Source organism: Sphingomonas sp. PAMC 26621 (assembly GCF_000251145.1).
Taxonomy (GTDB): Bacteria; Pseudomonadota; Alphaproteobacteria; order Sphingomonadales; family Sphingomonadaceae; genus Sphingomonas.
This window is the reverse complement of the sequence record NZ_AIDW01000015.1, coordinates 215,928-237,548: the sequence shown is the minus strand read 5'-3', so window position 1 is coordinate 237,548 and position 21,621 is coordinate 215,928. Positions and strand designations below refer to the sequence as shown.

General features: G+C 64.7%; 15 protein-coding genes and 1 pseudogene. 11 read left to right on the top strand and 5 right to left on the bottom strand.

The annotated features are described in order from the left end of the window. Nucleotides 1-7 precede the first annotated feature (7 nt). Nucleotides 8-409, bottom strand: a complete 402-nt coding sequence (locus RI03_RS23490; protein ID WP_138995627.1) for a hypothetical protein — start codon at nucleotides 407-409, stop codon at nucleotides 8-10. A gap of 166 nt (nucleotides 410-575) precedes the next feature. Between RI03_RS23490 and RI03_RS08010 the strand changes: the two are divergent. From RI03_RS08010 to RI03_RS23480, 3 genes and pseudogenes are all read left to right on the top strand, one after another. Next, nucleotides 576-1,723 (top strand): annotated as a pseudogene (locus RI03_RS08010) (IS3 family transposase). A gap of 609 nt (nucleotides 1,724-2,332) precedes the next feature. Beyond that, the gene (locus tag RI03_RS23485) at nucleotides 2,333-2,938 is read left to right on the top strand and encodes a hypothetical protein (RefSeq protein WP_138995626.1); all 606 of its coding nucleotides are present in this window, start codon (nucleotides 2,333-2,335) and stop codon (nucleotides 2,936-2,938) included. 9 nt (nucleotides 2,939-2,947) lie between these two features. Further along, nucleotides 2,948-3,535, top strand: coding sequence for a hypothetical protein (locus RI03_RS23480; RefSeq protein WP_138995625.1), 588 nt, complete (start codon nucleotides 2,948-2,950; stop codon nucleotides 3,533-3,535). A 552-nt stretch (nucleotides 3,536-4,087) separates the two neighbouring features. Here the strand turns inward: RI03_RS23480 and RI03_RS08000 are convergent. From RI03_RS08000 to RI03_RS07990, 3 genes are read right to left on the bottom strand one after another with little or no spacing between them, the layout of a single operon-like run. After that, nucleotides 4,088-7,153, bottom strand: a complete 3,066-nt coding sequence (locus RI03_RS08000) for an efflux RND transporter permease subunit (protein WP_026046553.1) — start codon at nucleotides 7,151-7,153, stop codon at nucleotides 4,088-4,090. Further along, the gene (locus RI03_RS07995) at nucleotides 7,153-8,184 is read right to left on the bottom strand and encodes an efflux RND transporter periplasmic adaptor subunit (protein ID WP_026046552.1); all 1,032 of its coding nucleotides are present in this window, start codon (nucleotides 8,182-8,184) and stop codon (nucleotides 7,153-7,155) included. The genes RI03_RS08000 and RI03_RS07995 overlap by 1 nt, the downstream gene beginning before the upstream one ends. Then, nucleotides 8,181-9,509 (bottom strand): TolC family protein, encoded by a 1,329-nt coding sequence (locus tag RI03_RS07990; RefSeq protein WP_010216473.1) that lies wholly within the window; start codon nucleotides 9,507-9,509, stop codon nucleotides 8,181-8,183. Before RI03_RS07990 ends, RI03_RS07995 begins: the two co-directional genes overlap by 4 nt. Before the next feature lie 187 nt (nucleotides 9,510-9,696). Between RI03_RS07990 and RI03_RS07985 the strand changes: the two genes are divergently transcribed. From RI03_RS07985 to RI03_RS07950, 8 genes are all read left to right on the top strand, one after another. Then, a complete protein-coding gene (locus RI03_RS07985; protein ID WP_010216471.1) occupies nucleotides 9,697-10,374 on the top strand; it encodes a winged helix-turn-helix domain-containing protein in 678 nt (225 codons plus the stop codon). Beyond that, on the top strand, nucleotides 10,361-11,752 hold the full coding sequence (locus tag RI03_RS07980) for a sensor histidine kinase (RefSeq protein WP_010216468.1): 1,392 nt from the start codon (nucleotides 10,361-10,363) through the stop codon (nucleotides 11,750-11,752). Before RI03_RS07985 ends, RI03_RS07980 begins: the two co-directional genes overlap by 14 nt. A 65-nt stretch (nucleotides 11,753-11,817) precedes the next feature. Next, nucleotides 11,818-12,828 (top strand): YncE family protein, encoded by a 1,011-nt coding sequence (locus RI03_RS07975; protein ID WP_010216466.1) that lies wholly within the window; start codon nucleotides 11,818-11,820, stop codon nucleotides 12,826-12,828. Between the two features lie 204 nt (nucleotides 12,829-13,032). Continuing rightward, nucleotides 13,033-15,048, top strand: coding sequence for a TonB-dependent receptor plug domain-containing protein (locus tag RI03_RS07970; protein ID WP_010216464.1), 2,016 nt, complete (start codon nucleotides 13,033-13,035; stop codon nucleotides 15,046-15,048). 64 nt (nucleotides 15,049-15,112) lie between these two features. After that, nucleotides 15,113-16,633 carry a putative glutamine/gamma-aminobutyrate antiporter GadC gene (gadC, locus tag RI03_RS07965; RefSeq protein WP_010216462.1) on the top strand — a complete coding sequence of 507 codons (1,521 nt, stop codon included), beginning with the start codon at nucleotides 15,113-15,115 and terminating at the stop codon, nucleotides 16,631-16,633. Next, nucleotides 16,630-17,313 (top strand): MarC family protein, encoded by a 684-nt coding sequence (locus RI03_RS07960; RefSeq protein ID WP_010216460.1) that lies wholly within the window; start codon nucleotides 16,630-16,632, stop codon nucleotides 17,311-17,313. The genes gadC and RI03_RS07960 overlap by 4 nt, the downstream gene beginning before the upstream one ends. Beyond that, nucleotides 17,310-18,272: a hypothetical protein gene (locus tag RI03_RS07955; protein ID WP_238542317.1), complete on the top strand. Its 963-nt coding sequence runs from the start codon at nucleotides 17,310-17,312 to the stop codon at nucleotides 18,270-18,272. Before RI03_RS07960 ends, RI03_RS07955 begins: the two co-directional genes overlap by 4 nt. A 112-nt stretch (nucleotides 18,273-18,384) precedes the next feature. Continuing rightward, nucleotides 18,385-19,956 carry an oleate hydratase gene (locus RI03_RS07950; protein ID WP_010216456.1) on the top strand — a complete coding sequence of 524 codons (1,572 nt, stop codon included), beginning with the start codon at nucleotides 18,385-18,387 and terminating at the stop codon, nucleotides 19,954-19,956. A 43-nt stretch (nucleotides 19,957-19,999) separates the two neighbouring features. On the opposite strand, the gene RI03_RS07945 is transcribed toward RI03_RS07950, so the two are convergent. Continuing rightward, nucleotides 20,000-21,514: an acetyl-CoA hydrolase/transferase family protein gene (locus RI03_RS07945; protein ID WP_010216454.1), complete on the bottom strand. Its 1,515-nt coding sequence runs from the start codon at nucleotides 21,512-21,514 to the stop codon at nucleotides 20,000-20,002. Nucleotides 21,515-21,621: the final 107 nt, after the last annotated feature.

Below are 21,621 nucleotides of genomic sequence, written 5' to 3'. Positions count from 1 at the left end.
TTGTTCGTCATCTGGTCGAGGGCTTTCCGGGACTGGCGGAGATCGTGGAGCCGTTGCTGGCGGTACGGCGGTGGTGCGCCATCAACTGGCAAATCTCCACAAGATGCCGCTCGACACGATTCGGCATGATTCGATGTGCCGGCGATTGATGACCGCGCTCGGATCGCTGAACGGCTAAAGCTGGTCGAATCCTGCCGCCAGTTTTGCGGCGGCGCTGACTCACATGCCAACATTCGTAACGCCTTATTGGCTTCCAAACATCGGTCTCCCGTTGATGTGGAGTCGATACGTCACGTTGAACGTCGAACTGCTGCGCCAGCTCGGCCAGCGTCTTCTCGCCCTCAACCGCAGCTAAGGCTACCTTCGCCTTGAACGCCAGACTGTGGTTCCGGCGTGTTCGCTTCGTCATCTCCTCTCCTGTTTGGCAGCAATGCTGGCCGCCTTCAGACAGAAACTCCACTTAACAGCCTGTGCAAGTTTGCCGAGCCACCTCCCCTATCGCGGGCGAGGTTCTCTGAGCTGCTGCCGGTTTCGTGGACACCGAGATAAGGTGTTTTCGGAACCGGAGGGTGTAAATGCAACGACGGAAGTTCAGCCGAGAGTTCAAGCTCGAGGCGGTGAAGTTGGTCCGCGATCGGGGTGTGGCGGTAGCGCAGGCTGCCCGCGACCTGGACCTGCACGAGAACGTGCTGCGCAAATGGGTCCGCGAAGCGGAAGCTGATCCCCAGTCGGCATTCCCGGGCAACGGTCAGATGAAGCCCGAGCAGCAGGAGATTGAGCGGCTGCGCCGCGAGTTGGCCCGGATGAAGGCTGAACGTGACATATTAAAAAAAGCCGCGGCCTACTTTGCCAGGGACTCGATATGAAGTTCGGGTTCATCGCAAAGCATCGAGGAATCTGGCCGGTATCATGGCTTTGCGTGGCGCTCGATGTCTCGCGCAGTGGTTTCCACGCCTGGCTCGTGCGGGCGCCAAGTGCCCGGTCGCGCAGCGACCAAGTGTATGCAGGAAAGATCCGCGCCAGCTTCATCTCCAGCTCCGAACCTATGGTGCGCGTCGCGTCTGGCACGATCTCTTGGCCGAAGGCCTCGTCTGTGGCCTGCATCGGGTCGAACGGCTGATGCGCGCGCACGGTCTGACTGGCGCGGCCGCGACGCCGCGGTCTGCCCAAGGATCATGGCGAACGCTCGGTGATCGCGGGCAACGTGCTCGATCGGCAGTTCAGCGCGGACGCGCCGAACCAGAAGTGGGTGGCCGACTTCACCTACATCTGGACCGCCGAAGGATGGCTGTATGCGGCCGCGGTGATCGACCTGTTCTCGCGGCGGGTGGTCGGATGGTCGATGAGCGACACGATGACGGCACAGCTCGTGACTGATGCGCTGGTCATGGCGATCTGGCGACGCGGCAAGCCCGATGCGCTGCTGCATCACTCCGACCAGGGTAGCCAATATACCAGCCAGCAGTTCCAGCGGCTGATGGCCGACAACGGCGTCACCTGCTCGATGAGCCGGTCGGGCAACGTCTGGGACAACGCTGCGATGGAGAGCTTCTTCTCCTCGCTGAAGACCGAACGCATCGCACGCAAAACCTACCGCACGCGCAATCAGGCAAGGCAGGACGTGTTCGATTACATCGAACGCTTCTACAATCCCACACGCAGGCACTCGACCTTGGGCTATCTCAGCCCCATGGACTTCGAGAAGCAAGCTCATGTAGCCTAACTTGGTGTCCATGAGACCGGCAGCAGCTCACTCAAAATAATCGCGCGCGAGCGCGCCTAGCCCTTTAAGGTGCGTCGAGCCGATCGCCGAGCTCATCCTCCAATGGCAACGCATGTTGTAGGATCATCTCAACGAGCCGCCAGACTCCATCTTGTCGGGCGTGGCCTACAACTTCAAATTCCAAGCTCCACGCCACAATCCCGATTTGGGCAGAAGCCAATTGCGAGATCGCCACCTGATATGTGGAACCCGAGGCGATCTTCGCAATGAGTGGTCGAGGCAAAAGCTTCCGAAATGACGCCATTAATCAGAAACAATGCTCACTCGGCTATAAGGAAACTAGGTCCCTTATTTGTTGGGAACCGATATTTCTGTGTCATGAATGAATCCACGTCGAACGGGCCCATTTCTGGTGGACAAGATAGAGAGGGTTAAATTGACCAGACCCACAGTCAAAATCACCAGGGCGGAACGAGCGACGATCTCATCGGCAGTTGGCTCGACAAAAGCCTTTTCCGAAGAGGACGGATTTCCAGACTAACCTCAAGCGACTGGTTTCCCCGGCATGTGAGGAACTGGGCGGATCGAGCAATTCATGACGGTGTCAAAATGGCTGCACGATCCGGATATGCTGTCGCCAGCAGCGATATGAACGTTTTAGCGCATGGCTTGCACGGCGCTAAGTACTCAAAGCTGCCGGCTGATAGCATTCCAAAATCAAAGCCGGCGCTTACAGTCTTTCTACGCGAATTGATCGTAAAATCTCAAAGCGCCACTCCTGGCGATATGGAGCAGTGCACCAGCCTGATTGTTGACGGATTCGGAGGTTATAATAATCGAGACCATGATCTCCGTATCAATCATCTTGCTGACAACCTCTGGAAGATCCAGGAGTTTTCGGAGGAACTTTATAATCAAGCGGTTTGCGGTGACATTACGTTAACAAGGAATATTGCCAAAAAGATCCCGGATTTAAACTTTAGAAATATTTCACTCGGCGCTATTGCGCGCTGCGCCCAGTTTTGGGGTGCCTTCGACCTACAGCGTAGTGCATGTTGTCGTCGCGCATCTAGGGTATCAATTTATCCGTACTTCATGCGGCCGTTTACTAAAACGCTTAGTACAAACGAAAATATCAATATTTTGCAGCTAGCCGAAAATACAATTCATCGAATTTTCAGTGCGGATGACATAGCTCGTCGTCATGGACGATAGAAAGTGAGATTGCGCGGAACAGACGGTCCCCTGCTCGATGCAGTGAGGGCCCCTTCGAAAGACATCGAGTTCGACCCCACGCTAAAGATTTCACTTGATGAACTCGATGATGGTAGAGCGCAACTTCTGATTGGGGCTGGCGCGATAATGGATGAATGCCGTAACGCCCGGTTGCCAGGATCAGGAGACCAACAGTCTCTACATGCGCATCATTTCGCAGGCCTGACCGAACTAGCAGCGTTTACCGTTACCGCTATCCGATTTGCCCAGGCTGAGCGCGAGCTTGTTAAGTTTATGAAGGCTCCGTGTTCAGGCCTCGGTCTCGGGCATATATCAAATCGGCCGGTGAGCAATAATTTGGAAGCGGCTGTAATTCGTCGTGCCAAGGGGATCGTTGCCGCATATCGGAATGCTATCATAATCGATCCTCATGCCACGAACGATGGGGTAACATCTGAGACAAGCGCTGACGACGCGTTCGCTCTTGCACGCGCCTTTCTCGCAAAATTTGATGACCGGACGGCTTCGCCGAAAGACCGACACGTGATGATCGACCTTGATCTGTCTCATTGGGTTCGCTGTTCGCCCAGCGTCTGAGGACGAGGTGTGCTTTAGCATCAGAGCACTTTTGCTCTGGCCTACTGGTAGAAAGCCGACGATTGTTACTTCGATGCGGTGTTTATAGAAACGGCGCGAATTAGTTGTGGAGAGGTCGAGCAGCTATTGGGGGCCGATATGTTAAAGCGCCCGGTCTACTCTGTCTGGTGCCACCGACGGCTAGCGACCAGTCCAGGTCATTCCGCGATGGACGCTCGAACGTCCGCTCATGCCGGAACCGGTCATTCGCACGCAATTAAGCAGCTGAACGAATGCGGGACCAATTGTTGCAGTTCAATCGCCCATCACGGAATCTCGAGATCGGTCTTACATCGAGCAGTGCGGGCGGTCAGTCGTTGGGAGGTTTACGATTAACGCAGCGTGACGTTCGGCCATGCATCGGCCGAATGCCGGAAAAACCTGTTTGTCGCACAATCGCGATCGGGGCTGGGTTTCCCTTGAATCCGACCGCCGAAAGCAATGGAGGGTGAAAAGTCGCGGCGAACGGCGGCTATGGGTCGCGACCGATAATCCGGTTTTCCCACGGTAAGATCAAGGCGTCGAAACAGGAACAGGATGTCGCCCCTCCTTTGGTAACGTGAGCCGGACGAGGACCGGCATCGCAAGCAGCACCAAGGGATATTGCAGCATTAGGCCGGCAATTATCGCGATTGCGAGCGGCTGCTGGATCCCCGAACCCTGGCCGATCGCCAGCGCAAGCGGCAGCAGCGTAAAGATCGCCGCCAGCGTCGTCATCGTGATCGGGCGGAGACGGTTGCGGCTCGCCTCGCGCGTCGCCTCTGCAGGCGGCATGGTCCGCGCCAGTTCTTCAAATTCCGAGACGTAGAAGATCGCCATCTCGGTCCCGATACCGATGATCATCGTCATTCCCATCAGCGCGGTTATATTGAGATCGACCCCGGCCGCCCACAACGCGGTGAACACCGCGGTGGTCGACAGCAGCGAGCAGCCGATGATGATCACCGGCAGCCAGAAGCGGCGATAGAGGATCAGCAGCAACGCCAGTTCTGCGATCAGCGCTGCCCCGAAAACTTGGATCAGCCCGGCAAAGGCGATCTGCTGCTGCTGGTACAAGCCGCCCAGTTCGTAGCGCACTCCAGGGGCGAGCACCCCAACCTTGTCGAGCGCCGCACGCACGTCACCGACCGCAGCACCGATCCCGCGGCCCTGGATCCGCCCGGTCACCGCGATCATCGGCTCGAGATTTTCGCGGCTGATCTGTGGCTGGCCGGTCACCGACTCGATCGTGGCAACGCGCGACAGCGCGAAGACGTGCCCATCGCTCGCGCGGATCGGCAATTGGGCGAGCCCGGCTTCGCTGAGCGTCAGTGCGTCGGGCAAGCGCACCCGCACGTCGACCGGCTTGCTCGCCTGCGCGAGCGTGGTTGCGACGCTCCCGGTCAAGGCGGCGCTGAGTTGCGCCTCCACTTCGGCGGGGGCGACGCCCTCGAGCGCGGCGCGGACCGGATCCACATGGACGTCGAGCGCATCGCCTGCGAGCTGCACCCCATCCTTCACTTCGACCACGCCATCGATCTTGCCGATCAGTGCGGCGACCTTGCGCGCCTCGCCCTGCAGGACCGAAGGATCGGTGGCATAGAGCTTTACCTCGATCGGCTGCGGCACTGCGGTCAGGTCGCCGATCAGATCCTCGATCAGCTGCGCGACCTCGACCTGGACGCCCGGCACCTGCGCGGTGATCCGGTCCGCCACCGCTGCCGCGATCTCCTCGGTCGGGGCGGCATGATCGGGCTTGAGCCGTACGAAATAGTCACCGTGATAGCTCTGCCCGAGATCGCCGCCGAGCCCGGTGCCGAGGCGGCGCGAGAAAGTCAGCACCGCCGGATTGGCCTTCAGCATCGCGTCGATCTGGCCGACCTGCCGACCGGTTTCGTCGAGCGACGTGCCGGGCGCGGTGTAATAATCCATCACGAACCCGCCTTCGTCGACCTTGGGCATGAAGCCGCTCGGCACGTTTTCGTAGCTGATATAGCCGATCACCAGCAGCGGCAACGCGGCCACCGCGAGCAGCCAGGGGCGTGCCGACAAACGGTCGAGGATGCGATCATGGACACGCGCCACCCGCCCTACACCCGGAGCACCAGGATCATGCCACGCGCTGAAATCGACCAGCCAGCGCACCAGCACCGGCACCACGAAGGCGGTCATCGCCCAGGAGATCGCGAGCGCCGCCGCCATCGTCAGGGACAGCGCCTTGGAGAAGGCGCCGGTGACCCCGGTGAGGAACGACAAGGGCACGAACACGATCAGCGTCGCGAGGCTCGATCCGGTGAGCGGCGCGAGGAACTCGCGGGCCGCCGGGATGACGGCGGAATCGCCAGCCGGGCGGCCATCTTCGCCGATCGCCCCGGCGCGACGCGCAATATGTTCGACCATCACGATGACGTCGTCGATCAGCAGCCCGACAGCGGCTGCGATCCCGCCGAGGGTCATGATGTTGAAGCTCATTCCCAGCATGCTGAGCACAAGCACCGTCGCCGCTAGCGTCGCGGGCACGACGATGATCGCCACCAGCGTCACCCGCCAGCTGCGCAGGAACCACAACAGAACCAGGGCGGCGAGCACGAGCCCGATCAGCACCGCGTCGCGCACGCTCGCGACCGATTGCGTGACGAGCTCGCTCTGGTCGTACCAACACACCAGCTTGACGCCGGGCGGCAGCGCGAGCGTGGCGAGCTTCTGCTGCACTGCCTGCGCGATCCGCACCGCATTGCCGTCGGGCTGTTCGTAGATGTTGAACAGCACTGCGGGCGTGCCGTCCTCTACGATACGCTGCCAGACCGGGACGGCACCGTTCTGAACGGTCGCCACATCCCGTACGCGGACCACGCCCTGCGGATCGGCGGATACCACGATCGCGCCGATCTGCGCTGCGGTCGTCACGCTACGATCGGCGATGACGAGCGACAGGCGACCGCGATCCTGCACCTGTCCCACCGCGCTCAAGACATTGCCGTTGCGGATCGCGGTGGCGAGGTCGGTCATCGACAGAGTGTGATCGGCGAGCCGGTGCGGATCGGCGAGTACCTGCACCTCGGCGGTGTCTCCCCCCTGCACGCCGACACGCGCGAGCCCTGGGACCGAGGAGAGCAGCGGGGTGATCTGGTATTTCGCGATGTCCTGCAGCGCGACCGGATCGGCGGTGGTCGAGACGAGCGCGTAGGAAATGATCGGGAAGACCGTCGGGTCCATCCGCCGGACGGTGTATTGCGTGCCGGTCGGGAGCGACGGGATCGTCCGCGCGATCGCCGAATCGACCAGCAGCGTGCTCGCGACCATGTCGCGACCCCAGCCGAAATCGATCGAGATCTGCGCCGACCCACGGCTGGTCGCGGAGCGGACGTCCTGCACACCGGGAATCGCGCGGAGCGCTTCCTCGATCGGGCGGGTGACGGTCAGCGCGGTCTGGTCGGCGGGGCGGCTGCCGGCATCGAGATCGACCACGACCCGCGGGAAGGACACCTGCGGAAACAGTCCGATCGGCAGCGACAGCGCGGCGACAAGCCCCGCCAGTGCCAGCGCGATGGCGATCAGGACGAAGGCGCGCGATTGCTCGCGCAGCAACCGTTCGAGCATCAGCGCGTCCACCGCACGGCGGCACCATCGCTGACCTGATAGGCCCCATCGACGATCAGGCGACGCCGGGGATCGATCGTCCCGCTGACGACATCGCCCGCGTCGGAGGCGAGCAGCACCGTGACGGGGACGGCGACCGCCTTGCCGCCGCCGACCTGGAAAACGTGCGCCGGCCCGCCAGCGGTAACGACGGAGCGATGCGGCACGACCCAGCCGACGATCTGCCCCGTGGCGATCGCGACCTGCATGCCCTCGCCCGGAAGCAGGCGTCCTGCCGGGAACGTCACGTCAACGTCGACCAGCCGTGTGCGGGCATTGAGCGCAGTGCTGACCCGCAGCACGCGCCCGGCCAGCGGCGTTCCGCCCGACAGGCGGACGATCGACGCAGCTTGCCCGACCGCGACCCGGCTGCGTTCGGACGGGTCGATCCCGGCGGTGATGACGATGCCGCCCGCCTTCGCGACCGTCAGGATCGGCGCACCGGCTTGCGTTCGGTCCCCCTGCGCGACGCTCACGGTGGTGACGACGCCGTCGAACGGGGCGGTCAGCGTCTGCTCGCCGCTTCCCGCGCCATCCGCCTGCAGCGCGGCGAGCGAGGTTTGCGCGTCGGACACCGCCTTTTCGGCCTGGACGAGCTGGTCCTGCGTCGCCAGTTGCTGCGACAGGAGTTGTGCGGTGGTCGCGCGTTGCTTGCGCGCCGTGGTCAGCGCATCGACCGCCTGGCGGTACAGGCTCCGCGACGCGGGCGCGGTGGCGAAGGAGGCGAGCGGCTGACCGCGCCGCACCGCCGTGCCAGGGGCGACCATCAACCGCGTGATCTGGCCCGGCTGCGCTTCGCTGAACGTGCGCGTTCCGTTCAGCGCGGGCGCAACCGTGCCGTAAGCGGTGACCGTTTGCAGCAACGACCCCTGTGCCGGTGTGATCGTGGAAACGAGCACGCTCGGTACAGCGGTTTGCGCGGCCTCGCGGGTGCCCCCGGCACCACAGCCCGACAACGCCAGTGCGATCGACAGACCGAGCGGCACTCTCATCGCGGCACCGCGCGGGTGTCGCCAGCGGGCACGTCCACGGTGGGCAGGCCGTCGCCGACCAGTGTCTGGATCGCGACCTGCCGATCGAGCAACGCCAGTTCGAGCGTCATGATCTCCTGTTCCTTGGCAAAGCGGTTGTAGACGAGGTCGACATAGCCACGCTCGTCGATGTTGGAGGCGCCGAACGCGGCCTGCGCCCGCTCGGCGGCGGAGCGCGCCGCGGGCAGGTCGCGGCGCGCGATCGCGAGTTGCGCGGACAGCTGCTCGATTTCGCGCAGCAGCGCACCGACCGTGCCGATCGCCGTCGCGAGGCGCGCAGCATAGTCGGCATGGAGCTGCGCTCGGGTCGCGCGCGTGATCGCGACATTGCCCTGGTTGCGGTCGAAGATCGGCAGGCCGATCGCGGCATTGGGGCCGCTGTTGATGACCTTCGAGCTGTCGCTGCTGACGCTGCCGCCGAGAAGGACGTCGGGGAATTGCGCGACGATTGCTTGGCGCAGCTGTTCGTCGGACGCGGCATAGCCCAGCCGCAGTGCGATCAGATCGGGGCGGCGGTCGGGCAGCGTCGCAAGCCCGGCGCGGATCGCGGCGGGGTTGAACCGCGGCAGATCGGTCTGCGTCGCAAGCGGGACCACGACGTCCGGGGTGAGCCCAAGCAATGCGTCGAGTTGATGCATCAACGCCAATTGCCGCTGGTCGAGCGCGTTGAGCGCGGTCCGCGCGGCCTGCAACGCGACCCGGTCGGGCGCAACCGTGACCAGCGTGACGTTGCGCGCCGCCAGCGCCTGTTCGAGCTTGGCGTTGCGCGCGGCGAGCAATTGATAGGCCGCGACATAGCCTTGCCGACTGGCCGCGCTCAGGATCAGGTCCCCCGCGACTTGCCGCGCCAATCCCGCGACCTGCCATTCCTGCCAGACGATATCCGCGGCGACCTGGCGCTCGCTGTCCACCGCGGCGCGGCGGCGCGTGCGGTAGGTGAGCAGTGCCTTAATGTCCTGGCTGAGCCCGATGTTCCACGCGGGCACCGATACGCCGCCCGACAGCAGCGGGAGGAAGGCGCCGGTCAGAGACGGATTGGGCAGAACGCCGGCCTGTCGCGTCTGGCCCGCGGCGATCGCGCGTCGCAGCCGTGCCGCCTTGAGGTCGGGGTTGTTCGCGAGGACGAGGTCGACCACCCGCGCGACCGACAACGGTTCCGTCCCGACGATCGTTTCTGCCCGCGCCAGGGATCGCACGTCGGCCGCCAGCGGCGGTGCGGTCGCCAGTGGAAGCGCGGTGTAGCGCGCGCACCCCGCCATCCCGCTCAGGGCGGCGAGCGCGGCCAAGGCGAGGCGCGGAAGGGTACGTCTCAACTCATCTAACTCCGGATGTCACGGTGCGGTACGGACGCGCACGCCATCGTGCGATATGGCATAAGCGGGTGACGATCCTGACGTTGTTTATTCCCAACTTGCACGCGAAGCGTGACGCCCGGCTAGGCGTTCATGCTAGGCGGCTGGTGGAGGTGATGCGGTGAAACTGCTGCTGCTCGAGGACGACGAGGCGACGCGCACCCATCTCGAGCGCACGCTGGTTGCGGCCGGACATGTCGTCGACACCTGCAGCAACGGCAGCGACGCGATCGTCCTCGGGTCCGGCGGCGATCATGCCGTCCTGATTCTCGATCGTATGGTCCCCGGGGTCGATGGGCTCGGCGTTCTCAAGGCGCTTCGCGCGGCCGGTGTTCGCGCCCCTGCGATCTTCCTCACCGCGATCGACGGTGTTCATGACCGGGTCGAAGGGCTCGACGCGGGCGCCGACGATTATCTGGTCAAGCCGTTCGCCGGGATCGAATTTCTCGCGCGGGTCAACGCGCTGTTGCGCCGCCAGCAGGCCCAGGATGTCGCGACAGTGCTGCGCGTCGCCGATCTCGAGATCGATCTGATCAAGCGCAGCGTTCGGCGTGCCGGACGCACGATCGCGTTGCAGGCCCAGGAGTTCAAGCTGCTCGAATATCTGATGCGGCACGCGGGTGAGATCGTTACCCGGACGATGCTGCTCGAAAACGTGTGGTCTTTCCATTTCGACCCGCAGACCAATATCATCGAAAGCCACATGAGTCGCCTGCGCTCGAAAGTCGATCGTGGCTTCGATCAGGAACTCATCCATACGGTGCGCGGCGCGGGCTATCGGTGCGATGGCCTGGCTTAGCGGTTTCCGGAGCGGGGCGTTTCGCTTTGCCTGCCTGCTCGCGCTTGCGTTCGCGGCAGGATCCGCGCTCGTCTTGGTCGTCGTCGAGCGGTCGATCGCGCACTATGCGGTCGACGCCACCGAAGGCGGCTTGACCAGCGAGGCCGCGATTCTTGCGGGTGAGGACAGGGAAGGGGGGCGATCGAGCCTGCTCGGGGCGATCGCCCGGCATCGGCGCGCGAGCGGCGCGGAAGCATTCCGATACCAGGTGATCGATCGCGCGGGACGCCTGCTGGTCGACGATATCGGCGCGCGGACGGTCAGGCTCGGCTGGGGGCAGGTGGCGGTGCACGACGACCCGCAGGACCCCGCCGCCGAAACCTTAAAGAGCCTCGGTGTTGCCCTCCCCAACGGCGGTACGCTCGCCGTTGCCACGGACACCTACGATATCCAGGAATTGCGGCGTGCGCTCGACCGGTTCCTGGTCGTCGCAGGCGTGGTGATCACGGTGCTTGCGCTGGTGGGTGGATATCTGATCGGTGCGTTGTTCATGCGACGGCTCGACCGCGTCAACGCTGCGATCGCCCGGGTGATGACGGGCAATACGGCGGAACGCCTGCCGCCGATCGGGATCAGCCGCGAATTCGACCAGCTTTCGGCGAACCTCAATGCAATGCTCGACAAGATCGGCGCGCTGATGGACGGCCTGCGCCAGGTCACCACCGACATCGCGCACGACCTGCGCACCCCGCTCGGACGGCTTCGCCAGCAACTCGAGCAAACCCGCGACGCGCGGGACCCGGCGCGGATCGAGGCCGGCATCGACACCGCCATCGCACAGACCGACGAGGTTCTCGCGATTTTCCGGGCACTGTTGCGGATCGGGACGCTAGAGGGGGGCGACGGGCGCCAATATTTCGCGACGCTCGACCTGAGCGAGCTCGTCGGGCGGGTGATCGCCGCATATCAGCCGGTCGCCGAGGACGATGGCAAAACCGTGCTTGCGGAGCATGCCGACGGTCTGCTGATCGAGGGCGATGCCGAACTGCTGGCGCAGATGATGACCAATCTGGTCGACAATGCGATCCGCCATACCCCGCGCGGCAGCACGATCGTCAGTCGGCTCGAGCGGATCGACGGCGCGATCGTCGCGAGCGTCAGCGACGACGGCCCCGGCATTCCGCCGCACGAACGCGACGCCGTGCTGACTCGCTTCTACCGGCTCGACCGCAGCCGCAACCTGCCCGGCGCCGGGCTGGGCATGGCGCTCGCCGCGGCGATTGCAGCACTGCATCGCGTCCGCCTCGACCTGCTCGACAATCGCCCCGGCTTGCGGGTGCGCCTGACCTTCGCGCAGCCCGCACGGGAACTCGAAACCGGTGCCGCCACGGTGGATTAGCGATCCCTAACGTGACCGCGGGGGTTCGCTGCGGCAAAAGGCAGCTCATCTTCGTGGAGACTGCAATGCGCCGCCCTTCGCTTCTCGTCCTGCTCGCCGCCACTGCCACCACGCCATCCGCGCTCGCGGCAAAGCCCATGCCGACCTACGCCGTCACCCAGTCGATCGCGGGCCCCGACGGATCGTGGGACTATGTCCGCGCCGACGACGACGGTACGTTCGTATATGTCGCGCGCAGCAACGCGGTCACGGTGCTGGAGCTAGCGACCGGCAAGGTCACCTCGCTCGGCAGCGTACAGCGCGGCCATGCGGTCGTGCCGCTGCGCGGCGGCAAGCTGCTGGTGACGAGCGGGACCGATGGCACGGTGCGGGTGTACGACCTGCGCTCGGGTGCCGAAACCGCCAGCATCGCGGTCGGCAAGAAGCCGGACGCCGCCATTCTCGACCCGCAAAGGACCCATGCCTATGTCATGAATGCCGACAGCGGCACCGTGTCGGTGATCGACCTCGCCACGAGCAAGGTGTCTCGCACGATCCAGGTCAAGCCCGCGCTCGAATATGCCGCGTTCGGCGCGGACGGGACGCTGTTCGTCAATAACGAGGATGCGGACCAGATCGAGACGGTCGACGTCGCGCGTGGGGTTGCTGGCAAGGCGATCGCGCTGCCGGGCTGCAAGGCGCCGACCGGGCTCGGCTACGATAGCGCGCACGATCGCCTGATCGCGTCGTGCGCCAACGGCAAGGCCGCCATCGTCGACGCGCGGCGGCGGCAGCTTACCACGCTCGTCGATATCGGTTCGGGACCGGACGCCGTGATCATGGACGAGGCGCGCGGGCTCGCGTTCATCCCGTGCGGGAAGGACGGGGTGCTCGACATCCTTTCGCTGAAGGGTGTCGGTGTCGAAGCGGTCGGTGTCGTGAAGACCGAGGTCGGCGCGCGCACTGGCGCGCTCGATCCCAGGACTGGCGCGCTGTATCTACCAGCCGCGACGTTCGGCGCGCCCGTGGCGGGCGGGGGTCGTCCCGCGATGGTGCCGGGGTCCTTCCATATTCTGGTGGTCAAACCTGCCCGTTGAAGGTGCGGACTGCCGATCGTCGAGACTTTATTGAACGATCTCAATTGAGTTGTGTCGTGTGCCCGTCGCGCCAATATTGATTCTTGCCAACCTAATAACAAACAAGGATAAATTCGCCGTCTTGTAACAATTGGGTCCCACTCGAGCCTCTCCGGGAGCGTCGTAACGCGCAGTCGTCGACTGCCAAGCGCAAGGATTGGGGCCATGACCAAAACGCGAGCACTGTTGCTTATCTCCACGACGGCGTTCGCGCTGGCACCGCTCGGTGCGAACGCCCAGGTCGCGGCAGGCCCGGTCGACCGAGCGGACAATGACATCGTCGTCACCGCCACGCGCGCGGCGAAGACCGCGCGTGCCGAGGAGAAGGCGGCGCCCAATCTCATCAACGTTCAGTCCGCCGAGGACATCGTCAAATATCCCGACTTCAACGCCGCCGAAGCGCTCGGTCGCGTTCCCGGCGTCAGCCTGGCGATCGACACCGGCGAAGGGCGCTTCGTCAATATCCGTGGGATCGACGGGAACCTGAACGGTACGACGTTCGGCGGCGTCACCTTGCTCAATACGCAGCCCGGCGGCACCTATTTCGGTGGCGGCGGTCGTGCGGTAGAACTCGATACGGTCCCGATCGGCGCGGTCGACCGCCTCGTCGTCCGCAAGAGCGGCCTACCCGATCAGGAGGCCGAAGGGCTCGGCGGATCGGTCGAACTGACGCCGCGAACCGCGGTCGGCCTGACCAGGCCGTTCTTCGAAGGGACGATAGGCGGCGGCTATCAGAGCGCGCACAACAATGGCGATGTCTTCATCGGCGAGGCGGCGGCGGGGACGGCGTTCGGTCCGGACAGGCAGTTCGCGATCGTGTTGACCGGATCGTTCCATACCGACCAGCGTGGCTTCGACGATGTCGAGCCGGGTTTGCTCGATGCGGTCCAACCGGGGACGCCGGGCGACAAGGTGCTCGATGCGCTCGACCTGCGGCGCTATTCGTACAACCGCCGCCGCTTCGGTTTCGGGGGCGAGCTCGACTGGAACCCGGACGCGCAGAGCCATTACTATCTGCGCGCGAACAACGCCGGCTACACCGAGTCGGTCCATCGCTCGATCCTGCAATATCGCGGGCTTGGCGACGCCACGACGCAGAGTGGCAACGTGATCACCGCGACCGGCGTCGATGCGCGCGTAACGCTCCGCGACGAACAGGAATCGCACCTCAATTTCATCGCCGCCGCCGGCGGTCGCAATGATTTCGACAAGGTGATCGTCGATTACCAGCTGTCCTATACCGCCTCGACCTATCACCGCGACTATGACCGCAACACGACGTTTTCGCGGGTCGGACAGCCGGGCTTTACCGTTGCCTATGACAATGCGACGCGACTGTATCCGACGCTGACGCCGACCGGCTTCAACCCGAGCGATCCGACGCAATTCACGCTGACCGGGGCCAATAACGCAACCGAGCGGGCGCATGACCGCGAATATGCCGGCGTGCTCAACATCACCGTCCCCACCACGCTGCTCGGCGGGGACGGACGGTTCCAGTTCGGCGGCAAGCTGCGGTTTCGCGACAAGATCGATTCCCCCAACAACCTGAGCTACGCGGGCGGACCCGCTACGTCGCTGAGCGCGGTGCTGGGCGGCGGCCCCTATCTGCAGGCGCGCACGCCGTACAACCCGATGTACTACACGCTCGAAGTCTCGCGCACCGCGTCGGGCTCGCTCGCGGGTTGGGCGACGCTGAAGTACTTCGGCAAGGAAGGGATGCAGGCGATCCTCGGCGGCATCCTCGAAACCAAATATTACCTCTACGATCTGATCCGCAGCCATCCCGACATGGTCTGCGTCAACCCCGACGACACCGGGCTGATCACGCTGTTCCGGGTCTATCCCGCGGGCGTCGACGCACAGGTACAGTTCGGTCGCGAACTGAACGAACCGGCGCTGCGGAGCGACCTGATCAAGCATAACCACCTGACCGAAGCGGTCGGCAACAAGCTGTTCGAATGGTTCCGCTCGGGCAAGCAGATCGACGGCAAGTACACGCCGTACATGAGCTTCAGCACGGGCTTCCGCGACGCGACCTACAATCGCGACGGGACCGACGAAGAGGCCGTCGTCTATGCGCTGAAGTCGTTTCCGATGAACGTCTTCATCACGCCCGAGACGATGCAATGGGCGCTGCACTGCGTCGCGGCCGCGCGCGACGAAGTCCTCAAGCGCTAACCTTTCGTTCGACCTTTCGCGCCGCCGGCCACAGTCGGCGGTGCCCCCTTTCAAGGCTGTTTGCATGACCGAGCCCTCGCCCCCCGCCGCCGTCCCCGGCGGCAAGCCCAAAGCTGCGGGGTGGCTCGCGCATGGCGGCCGGACCAAGCCGCAACCCAGCATCGTCATCGGCATGATGGCGTTCGCGGTCATGAACGTGACGACGATCGTCAGCCTGCGCGGCATGCCGGCGCAAGCCGAATATGGCATGGCGTCGATCTTTTATTACCTGTTCGCCGCGATCGTCTTCCTGGTGCCCGTATCGCTGGTCGCCGCCGAGCTCGCCGCGACCTTCCCCAAGCAGGGCGGGGTGTTCCGCTGGATCGGCGAGGCGTTCGGCCCGCGCTGGGGTTTTGCGGCGATCTATTATCAATGGCAGGCGGTGGTAATCTGGTTCCCGACCGTGCTGATCTTCGCTGCCGCCGCGCTCGCCTATATCTGGTGGCCGCCCGCGTTCGACCAAGCGCTTGCCGACAACAAGCTCTACACGATCCTCGTCCTGCTCGCAGTCTATTGGTTTGTGACGCTGGTCACCTTCCGCGGCATGGCGGCGTCGACCCGGCTGAGTTCGCTCGGCGGCCTGTTCGGGACGATCATCCCCGGCGCGATCCTGATCGCGCTCGGCGTGGCCTATGTCGCGGCCGGCAAACCGATGCACCTCGACCTGCACGCCAGCCTGATCCCCGATTTCAGCGATTTTCACAACATGGTGCTGGCCGCCAGCGTCTTCCTCTATTTCGCGGGGATGGAGATGCAGGCGGTCCATGTCCAGGACCTGAAGAACCCGACGCGCAATTATCCGCTTTCGGTGCTGATCGCGACGGTGATGGTCGTGGTGATCTTCGTGCTCGGCACGCTTGCGGTCGGCGCGGTCATTCCGCGCGAGGCGATCGATATCAACCGCGGGTTGCTCGTCGCCTATAACGAACTGTGGGCGGCGTTCGGGCTGCCGTGGCTCGGCAATGTGATGGCGGCGATGCTGGCGTTCGGCGTGCTGGGCCAGGTCAGCGTGATTGTCGCCGGGCCGTCGACCGGGCTGCTCGCGGTCGGCAAGGCGGGGTATCTGCCGCATGTCCTGCAAAAGACCAACGCGCACGGCATTCCGGTCGCGATCCTGATCCTGCAAGGCGTACTCGTCACGCTGCTGTGCGTCGCTTTCACGGTGCTGCCGTCGGTCGAATCCGCCTATCAACTGCTCAGCCAGATGGCGACGATCATCTATCTGGTGATGTACGTCCTGCTCTACGTCGCCGCGATCCGGTTGCGCTACACACAGCCAGACCGGGTCCGCCCGTTTCGCATTCCCGGCGGGAATGTCGGCATGTGGCTGGTCGGGCTGGTGGGGCTTGCCGGGGCGCTCGTCGCGCTGGGGTTCAGCTTCATTCCGCCGGCGCAGATCAGCACCGGCAGTCCGGTGCTCTACGTCGGTGCGCTGGTGATCGGGTCGGTGTTCTTCCTCGCGATCCCGTTCGTGATCTACGCCTTCCACAAGCCCGACTGGAAAGCAGCGGAATCGGACTTCGAACCGTTCGAAACCGCCGCATGAGTGCGCTCGACTCCAGCGCGCTGGTGACGATGACCGTCGGCCTGTTCGCGATCACCGCGCCGATCGCGGTCCTGCCCTTGTTCGTCGCCGCCACCGCCGGCCAGACAGCCGGCGACCAGCGTCGCACCGCGCTGGTCACGGCGGCGACCTATGTCGTCGCGGGATTGCTCGCGCTGTTCATCGGCAATGCCGCGCTCGGGGTCTTCGGGGTCAGCGTGGCCGCGTTGCGCGTGGCGGGAATGGCGGTGATCGGCGTGATCGGCTGGCAAATGCTCAACGCGCCGACCCCGAGCGAGGCGACACCTGCGCGCAGCCACCACCACCGCGCGTCCAACACGCACGTGGCGGCGGCCGCGCATCATGCCGTCGCGCCCTCGCCCACATCCGTGGGAATCCTGCCGCTGGGGTTCCCCATCTACGCCGGACCGGGGGTGCTGTCGGTCATCATCGCGTGGGGCAGCGGCAGCCGCCCGGTCTATCTCGCCGCGATGGTCGCGATCCTCGCGAATGCGGCGATCATCGTCGCGCTCGATTTCCTGGCCGCGCCGATCACCCGCGCGATCGGGGAGAAGGCCCTGCTGATCACCGAAAAGATCTTCGGTCTGCTCGTCGTCGCGATTGCGGTCGGCGGCATGGCGGGCGCGCTGGTCGTGCTGTTCCCGGGGCTCGGCGGGCGATGAGGACGGCGCGCGCAATACTCGCGCTTTGCGCGTTGGGATTGCCCGGCGCGGCGCTGGCGAAGGATGCGGATCTGGCGGTTCGCAACCAGTGGTTCACCGGCTCGCTCGAGGCGTCGTCGCCAGCCTTGTCGACCGCCGGGACGCTCGCGATCGAACCTTATCTCATCTACAAGATCGATACCGGACGCTATGACGACCACGGCCATCGCCACCCCGGCGGCGACGGCGTGCATCAGCTGCAGTCGGTGACGGTCGTGAAATACGCGCTCACCGACCGGCTGAGCTTCCAGGCGCTGCCGACGGCGGTCCGCGTGACCGATGGCCATGATCGACGCGGTCTCGGGATCGCCGACCTGCCGGTCGAGCTGGAATATCGGCTGAGGGACGAGAATGGCCGAACCGGATCGCCCTCGATCACGGCGAGCGCGGGCATGGTGCTGCCGATCGGTCGCTACGATCACCTGACGACCGTGCTCGACGGTCTCGGCACGGGCGCGCTGCTGGCCAAGCAGGGCATCGTCGTCGAATCGCTGTTCGACACCAAGGGCGGCCACCCGGTTCGCATCCGTCTCTTCGCCTCCGTCACCGAGGCGCTGGCAGCGGCGGACGTTCGCGACCTGAGCGTCTACGGAACGGCGGATGGCTTCGCCGGCCACGCCACACCGGGCGTGTCCGCGCAGGTCGGTTTGGCCGCCGGCTACGCGCTTGACCAGCGCTGGGTGATTGCGCTCGATCTAGTGCGCAGCGATGCCCGCCGTTCGGACCTGTCGGGCGTCGACGCAAGCGGTACGGCGATGCGCACCACGGGCCTGCGCGCATCGCGCACGATCCTGGCGCCAGCGCTCGAATATAACTGGTCGGCGCGCGCCGGGCTCATCGCGGGGGTCGAGATGTCCGTCGCGGGCCGCAATACCCCCGCCTATGTTGCCCCGCAGATCGCCGTCGCGCTGGCGTTCTGACGGTCGATCAAGCGACCGCCATCGGGGGCGGCGCCGTGCGTAGTTTCCGACGCTGCCCGGAGTCCGGGAACGGCCCTACGCCCGCATCCTTCGGACAAAGGATCGGTATTTCATGAGCAGCTATACATTCGTCGGCAGCGGCATCGCCTCGCTTGCGGGGGCGGCGATCCTGCTGCGCGACGGCGACGTCGCGGGCAAGGACATCACGATCCTCGAGGAAAGCCACCAGACCGGCGGCGCATTCGACGCGCACGGAACCGCGGAAGACGGCTATTTCATGAGCGGCAGCCGCATGTTCGAGGCGATGTACCAATGCACCTTCGACCTGTTCGACGGGATCCCCTCGGCCACCGACCCGATGATATCGGTGACCGAGGAAACCAACCGCGCCGCTGCGAAATGGCCGTGGGACAACAAGGTCCGGCTGGTCAATCGCGACGGCAGCGTGCCCGACGCGCATTCCATGCGCTTCAACGAGCATGACCGGATCAACCTCGTCACGCTGATCGGCGAGCCCGAGAGCCTACTCGACGACAAGCGCATCACCGATTGCTTCACGCCCCATTTCTTCGAAACCAATTTCTGGATGGAATGGTGCACGCTGTTCGCGTTCGAACCGTGGCACAGCGCGATCGAATTCCGCCGCTACCTGCGCCGGTTCGTCCACCATTTCTCGACGATCGACGTGCAGCACGACATCTATCGCACCGTCTACAACCAGTATGACAGCATGATCGTCCCGCTCATGAACTGGCTGAAGGACCGCGGCGTCCAGTTCCGCCACGGCGTCCGCGTCGAGGACCTCGGCTTCGCCGCGGGCAGCGGCGCAGTCACCGTGACGAGCATCTCGACGCTGACCGCCGACGGCCCGGAGGCAATTCCGGTCAAGCAGGGCGACCTAGTATTCGTCACCAACGGCTCGATGACCGCGGACAAGGCTTTCGGGTCGATGACCAAGGCTCCCGGCCTCGATACGAGCAACCATTCGGGCGCATGGAAGCTGTGGGAAAAGCTCGCCGAGGGGCGTCCGGCGTTCGGCAATCCGGCCGCGTTCAACCGCAACGTCGAGGAGAGTTCGTGGATCTCCTTCACCGTCACGGTCAAGGACCCGTTGTTCCTGGAACTGATGGAGCGGTTCAGCGGGAGCGCGGCGGGGACCGGCGGGCTGATCACCTTCAAGCAGTCGGCTTGGCTGCTGACGCTGTCGATTTATCACCAGCCGTTCTTCCCGGACCAGCCCGAGGGTGTCGCGGTATGGTGGGGCTATGGCCTGTTCCACGATCGCCCCGGCGATTACGTCAAGAAGCCGCTGGTCAAGTGCACCGGCGCGGAGATCCTGGAGGAAGTGCTCGGCCATCTGCGCTTCAGCGCGCCCGACAGCGCGGCGGTGCTTGCGGCATCCATCTGCATCCCGTGCGCGATGCCGTATATCACCAGCCAGTTCATGCCCCGCAAGGCAGGCGACCGGCCGCTGGTGGTGCCGACCGGATCGACCAATCTCGCCTTCATCGGCCAGTTTGCCGAGCAGCCCGACGACGTCGTGTTCACGGTCGAATATTCGATCCGCTGCGCGATGACGGCGGTCTACACGCTGCTCAAGCTCGATAAGGCCCCGCCCCCCGTGTACGAAGGCCTGCACAGTCCCAAGGTGATCGTGGACGCGATCCGGACGCTCCACCGCTAGCGGCCAGCCTCTTAACCGGGACGCGTTACGGCGCGCGTCCCGGTCAGAAGCGCATCGACCCCGTTTCGATGAAGCGCTGATGCCACGACAGCGCTTCGCCCGGCAGCGACGGTGATTGTTGCCCGTAGGACCCGAACCGCGCGCGTGCGTAATAATCGGCGAGTGCGGGACGGTAATCGGGGTGCGCGCAGCGCTCGATGATCAGTGCGGCGCGCTGCTTGGGGCTGAGCCCGCGCAGATCGGCGAGGCCCTGTTCGGTGACCAGCACCTGCACGTCCTGGCTGATATGGTCGACATGGCTCGCCTGCGGGACGATCGCGGAGACCTTGCCGCCCTTGGCGGTCGACGGCGTCATGAAGATCGACACATAGGCATTGCGCGCGAAATCGCCCGAGCCGCCGATGCCGTTCTGGATGCGCGATCCCATGACGTGCGTGGAATTGACGTTGCCGTAGATGTCCGCCTCGATCAGCCCGTTCATCGCGAGGCACCCCAGCCGCCGGATCAACTCGGGATGATTGCTGATCTCCTGCGGGCGCAGGATCATCTTGTCGCGATACCGGCCGAGATCGGCGTTGAGCCGCGCCGCCGCCTCGGGACTGAGCGAGAAGGCGGTCGCCGACGCCATCCGCAATTTGCCCGAATCGAGCAGGTCGAGCATCCCGTCCTGGATGACTTCGGTATAAGAGGTCATGTCGCTGAACGGCCCGTCGATCAGCCCCGTCAGCACCGCGTTGGCGATATTGCCGACCCCCGACTGCAGCGGGAGCAGCGAGCCGGGCAACCGCCCGCGCGCGACTTCATGGCGGAAGAATTCGATAAGATGCCCCGCGATCGCATGCGCCGCCGCATCGGGCGCGGCGAACGGCAGGTTGCGGTCGGGCGCCTCCGTCTCGACGATCGCGACGATCTTGTCCGGGTCGACGCGGAAATACGCCACTCCGATCCGGTCGTCGGGCCTGACCAGCGGGATCGGCACGCGGTGCGGGGGCAGCGCGGTGCCGTAATAGATGTCGTGCATCCCCTCGAGCGCGGGGTTCTGCCAGCGGTTGACCTCCAGAATGATCTTGTCGGCGCGGTCGAGCCAGGTCTTGTTGTTGCCCACCGACGAGGAGGGAATGAGCGACCCGTCGGCGCGGATGCCCGAGACCTCGATCACCGCGGTGTCGAGCGGGCCGAGGAAACCCTGCCACGCCATCGGCGCGACCTGGCTCAGGTGCATGTCGAAATATTCCATCTCGCCGCGATTGATCTTCTCACGTGCGATCGGGTCCGAATTGTACGGCAAGCGGAACTCGATGCCGTCCGCCTTGGCCAGCGCACCGTCGAGCTCGGGCCCGGTCGAGGCACCCGTCCAGATCCGGACGCGGAACGGGTTTCCGGCGGCATGTTCCGCCTCGATCCGCGCGGCGAGCGCCAGCGGCACCGCCTTGGGATAACCCGAACCGGTGAAGCCGCTCATCCCGATCGTGCTGCCGGAGTGGATCAGCATGGCCGCCTGCTCGGCGCTCATGACGCGTCCGCGCAAGGTCGGGTTGTCGATACGACTGCTGCTCATCCTGGGCCTCGTTTCACCGGGCCGCAGCCCTTGCCGTCAGGTCGCGCGCCCGACGGTCGCCGTCGGCGCGCCGGGGGAACGCCTGCCCGCACGGTGCCTATGCCTAT

Bases quoted from the DNA above. Each gene is read 5' to 3' on its own strand.
- RI03_RS23490 (WP_138995627.1), bottom strand. From the start codon at position 409: ATGACGAAGCGAACACGCCGGAACCACAGTCTGGCGTTCAAGGCGAAG.
- RI03_RS23485 (WP_138995626.1), top strand. From the start codon at position 2,333: ATGGCTGCACGATCCGGATATGCTGTCGCCAGCAGCGATATGAACGTT.
- RI03_RS08000 (WP_026046553.1), bottom strand. From the start codon at position 7,153: ATGCTCGAACGGTTGCTGCGCGAGCAATCGCGCGCCTTCGTCCTGATC.
- RI03_RS07995 (WP_026046552.1), bottom strand. From the start codon at position 8,184: ATGAGAGTGCCGCTCGGTCTGTCGATCGCACTGGCGTTGTCGGGCTGT.
- RI03_RS07980 (WP_010216468.1), top strand. From the start codon at position 10,361: ATGGCCTGGCTTAGCGGTTTCCGGAGCGGGGCGTTTCGCTTTGCCTGC.
- RI03_RS07975 (WP_010216466.1), top strand. From the start codon at position 11,818: ATGCGCCGCCCTTCGCTTCTCGTCCTGCTCGCCGCCACTGCCACCACG.
- RI03_RS07970 (WP_010216464.1), top strand. From the start codon at position 13,033: ATGACCAAAACGCGAGCACTGTTGCTTATCTCCACGACGGCGTTCGCG.
- gadC (WP_010216462.1), top strand. From the start codon at position 15,113: ATGACCGAGCCCTCGCCCCCCGCCGCCGTCCCCGGCGGCAAGCCCAAA.
- RI03_RS07960 (WP_010216460.1), top strand. From the start codon at position 16,630: ATGAGTGCGCTCGACTCCAGCGCGCTGGTGACGATGACCGTCGGCCTG.
- RI03_RS07955 (WP_238542317.1), top strand. From the start codon at position 17,310: ATGAGGACGGCGCGCGCAATACTCGCGCTTTGCGCGTTGGGATTGCCC.
- RI03_RS07950 (WP_010216456.1), top strand. From the start codon at position 18,385: ATGAGCAGCTATACATTCGTCGGCAGCGGCATCGCCTCGCTTGCGGGG.
- RI03_RS07945 (WP_010216454.1), bottom strand. From the start codon at position 21,514: ATGAGCAGCAGTCGTATCGACAACCCGACCTTGCGCGGACGCGTCATG.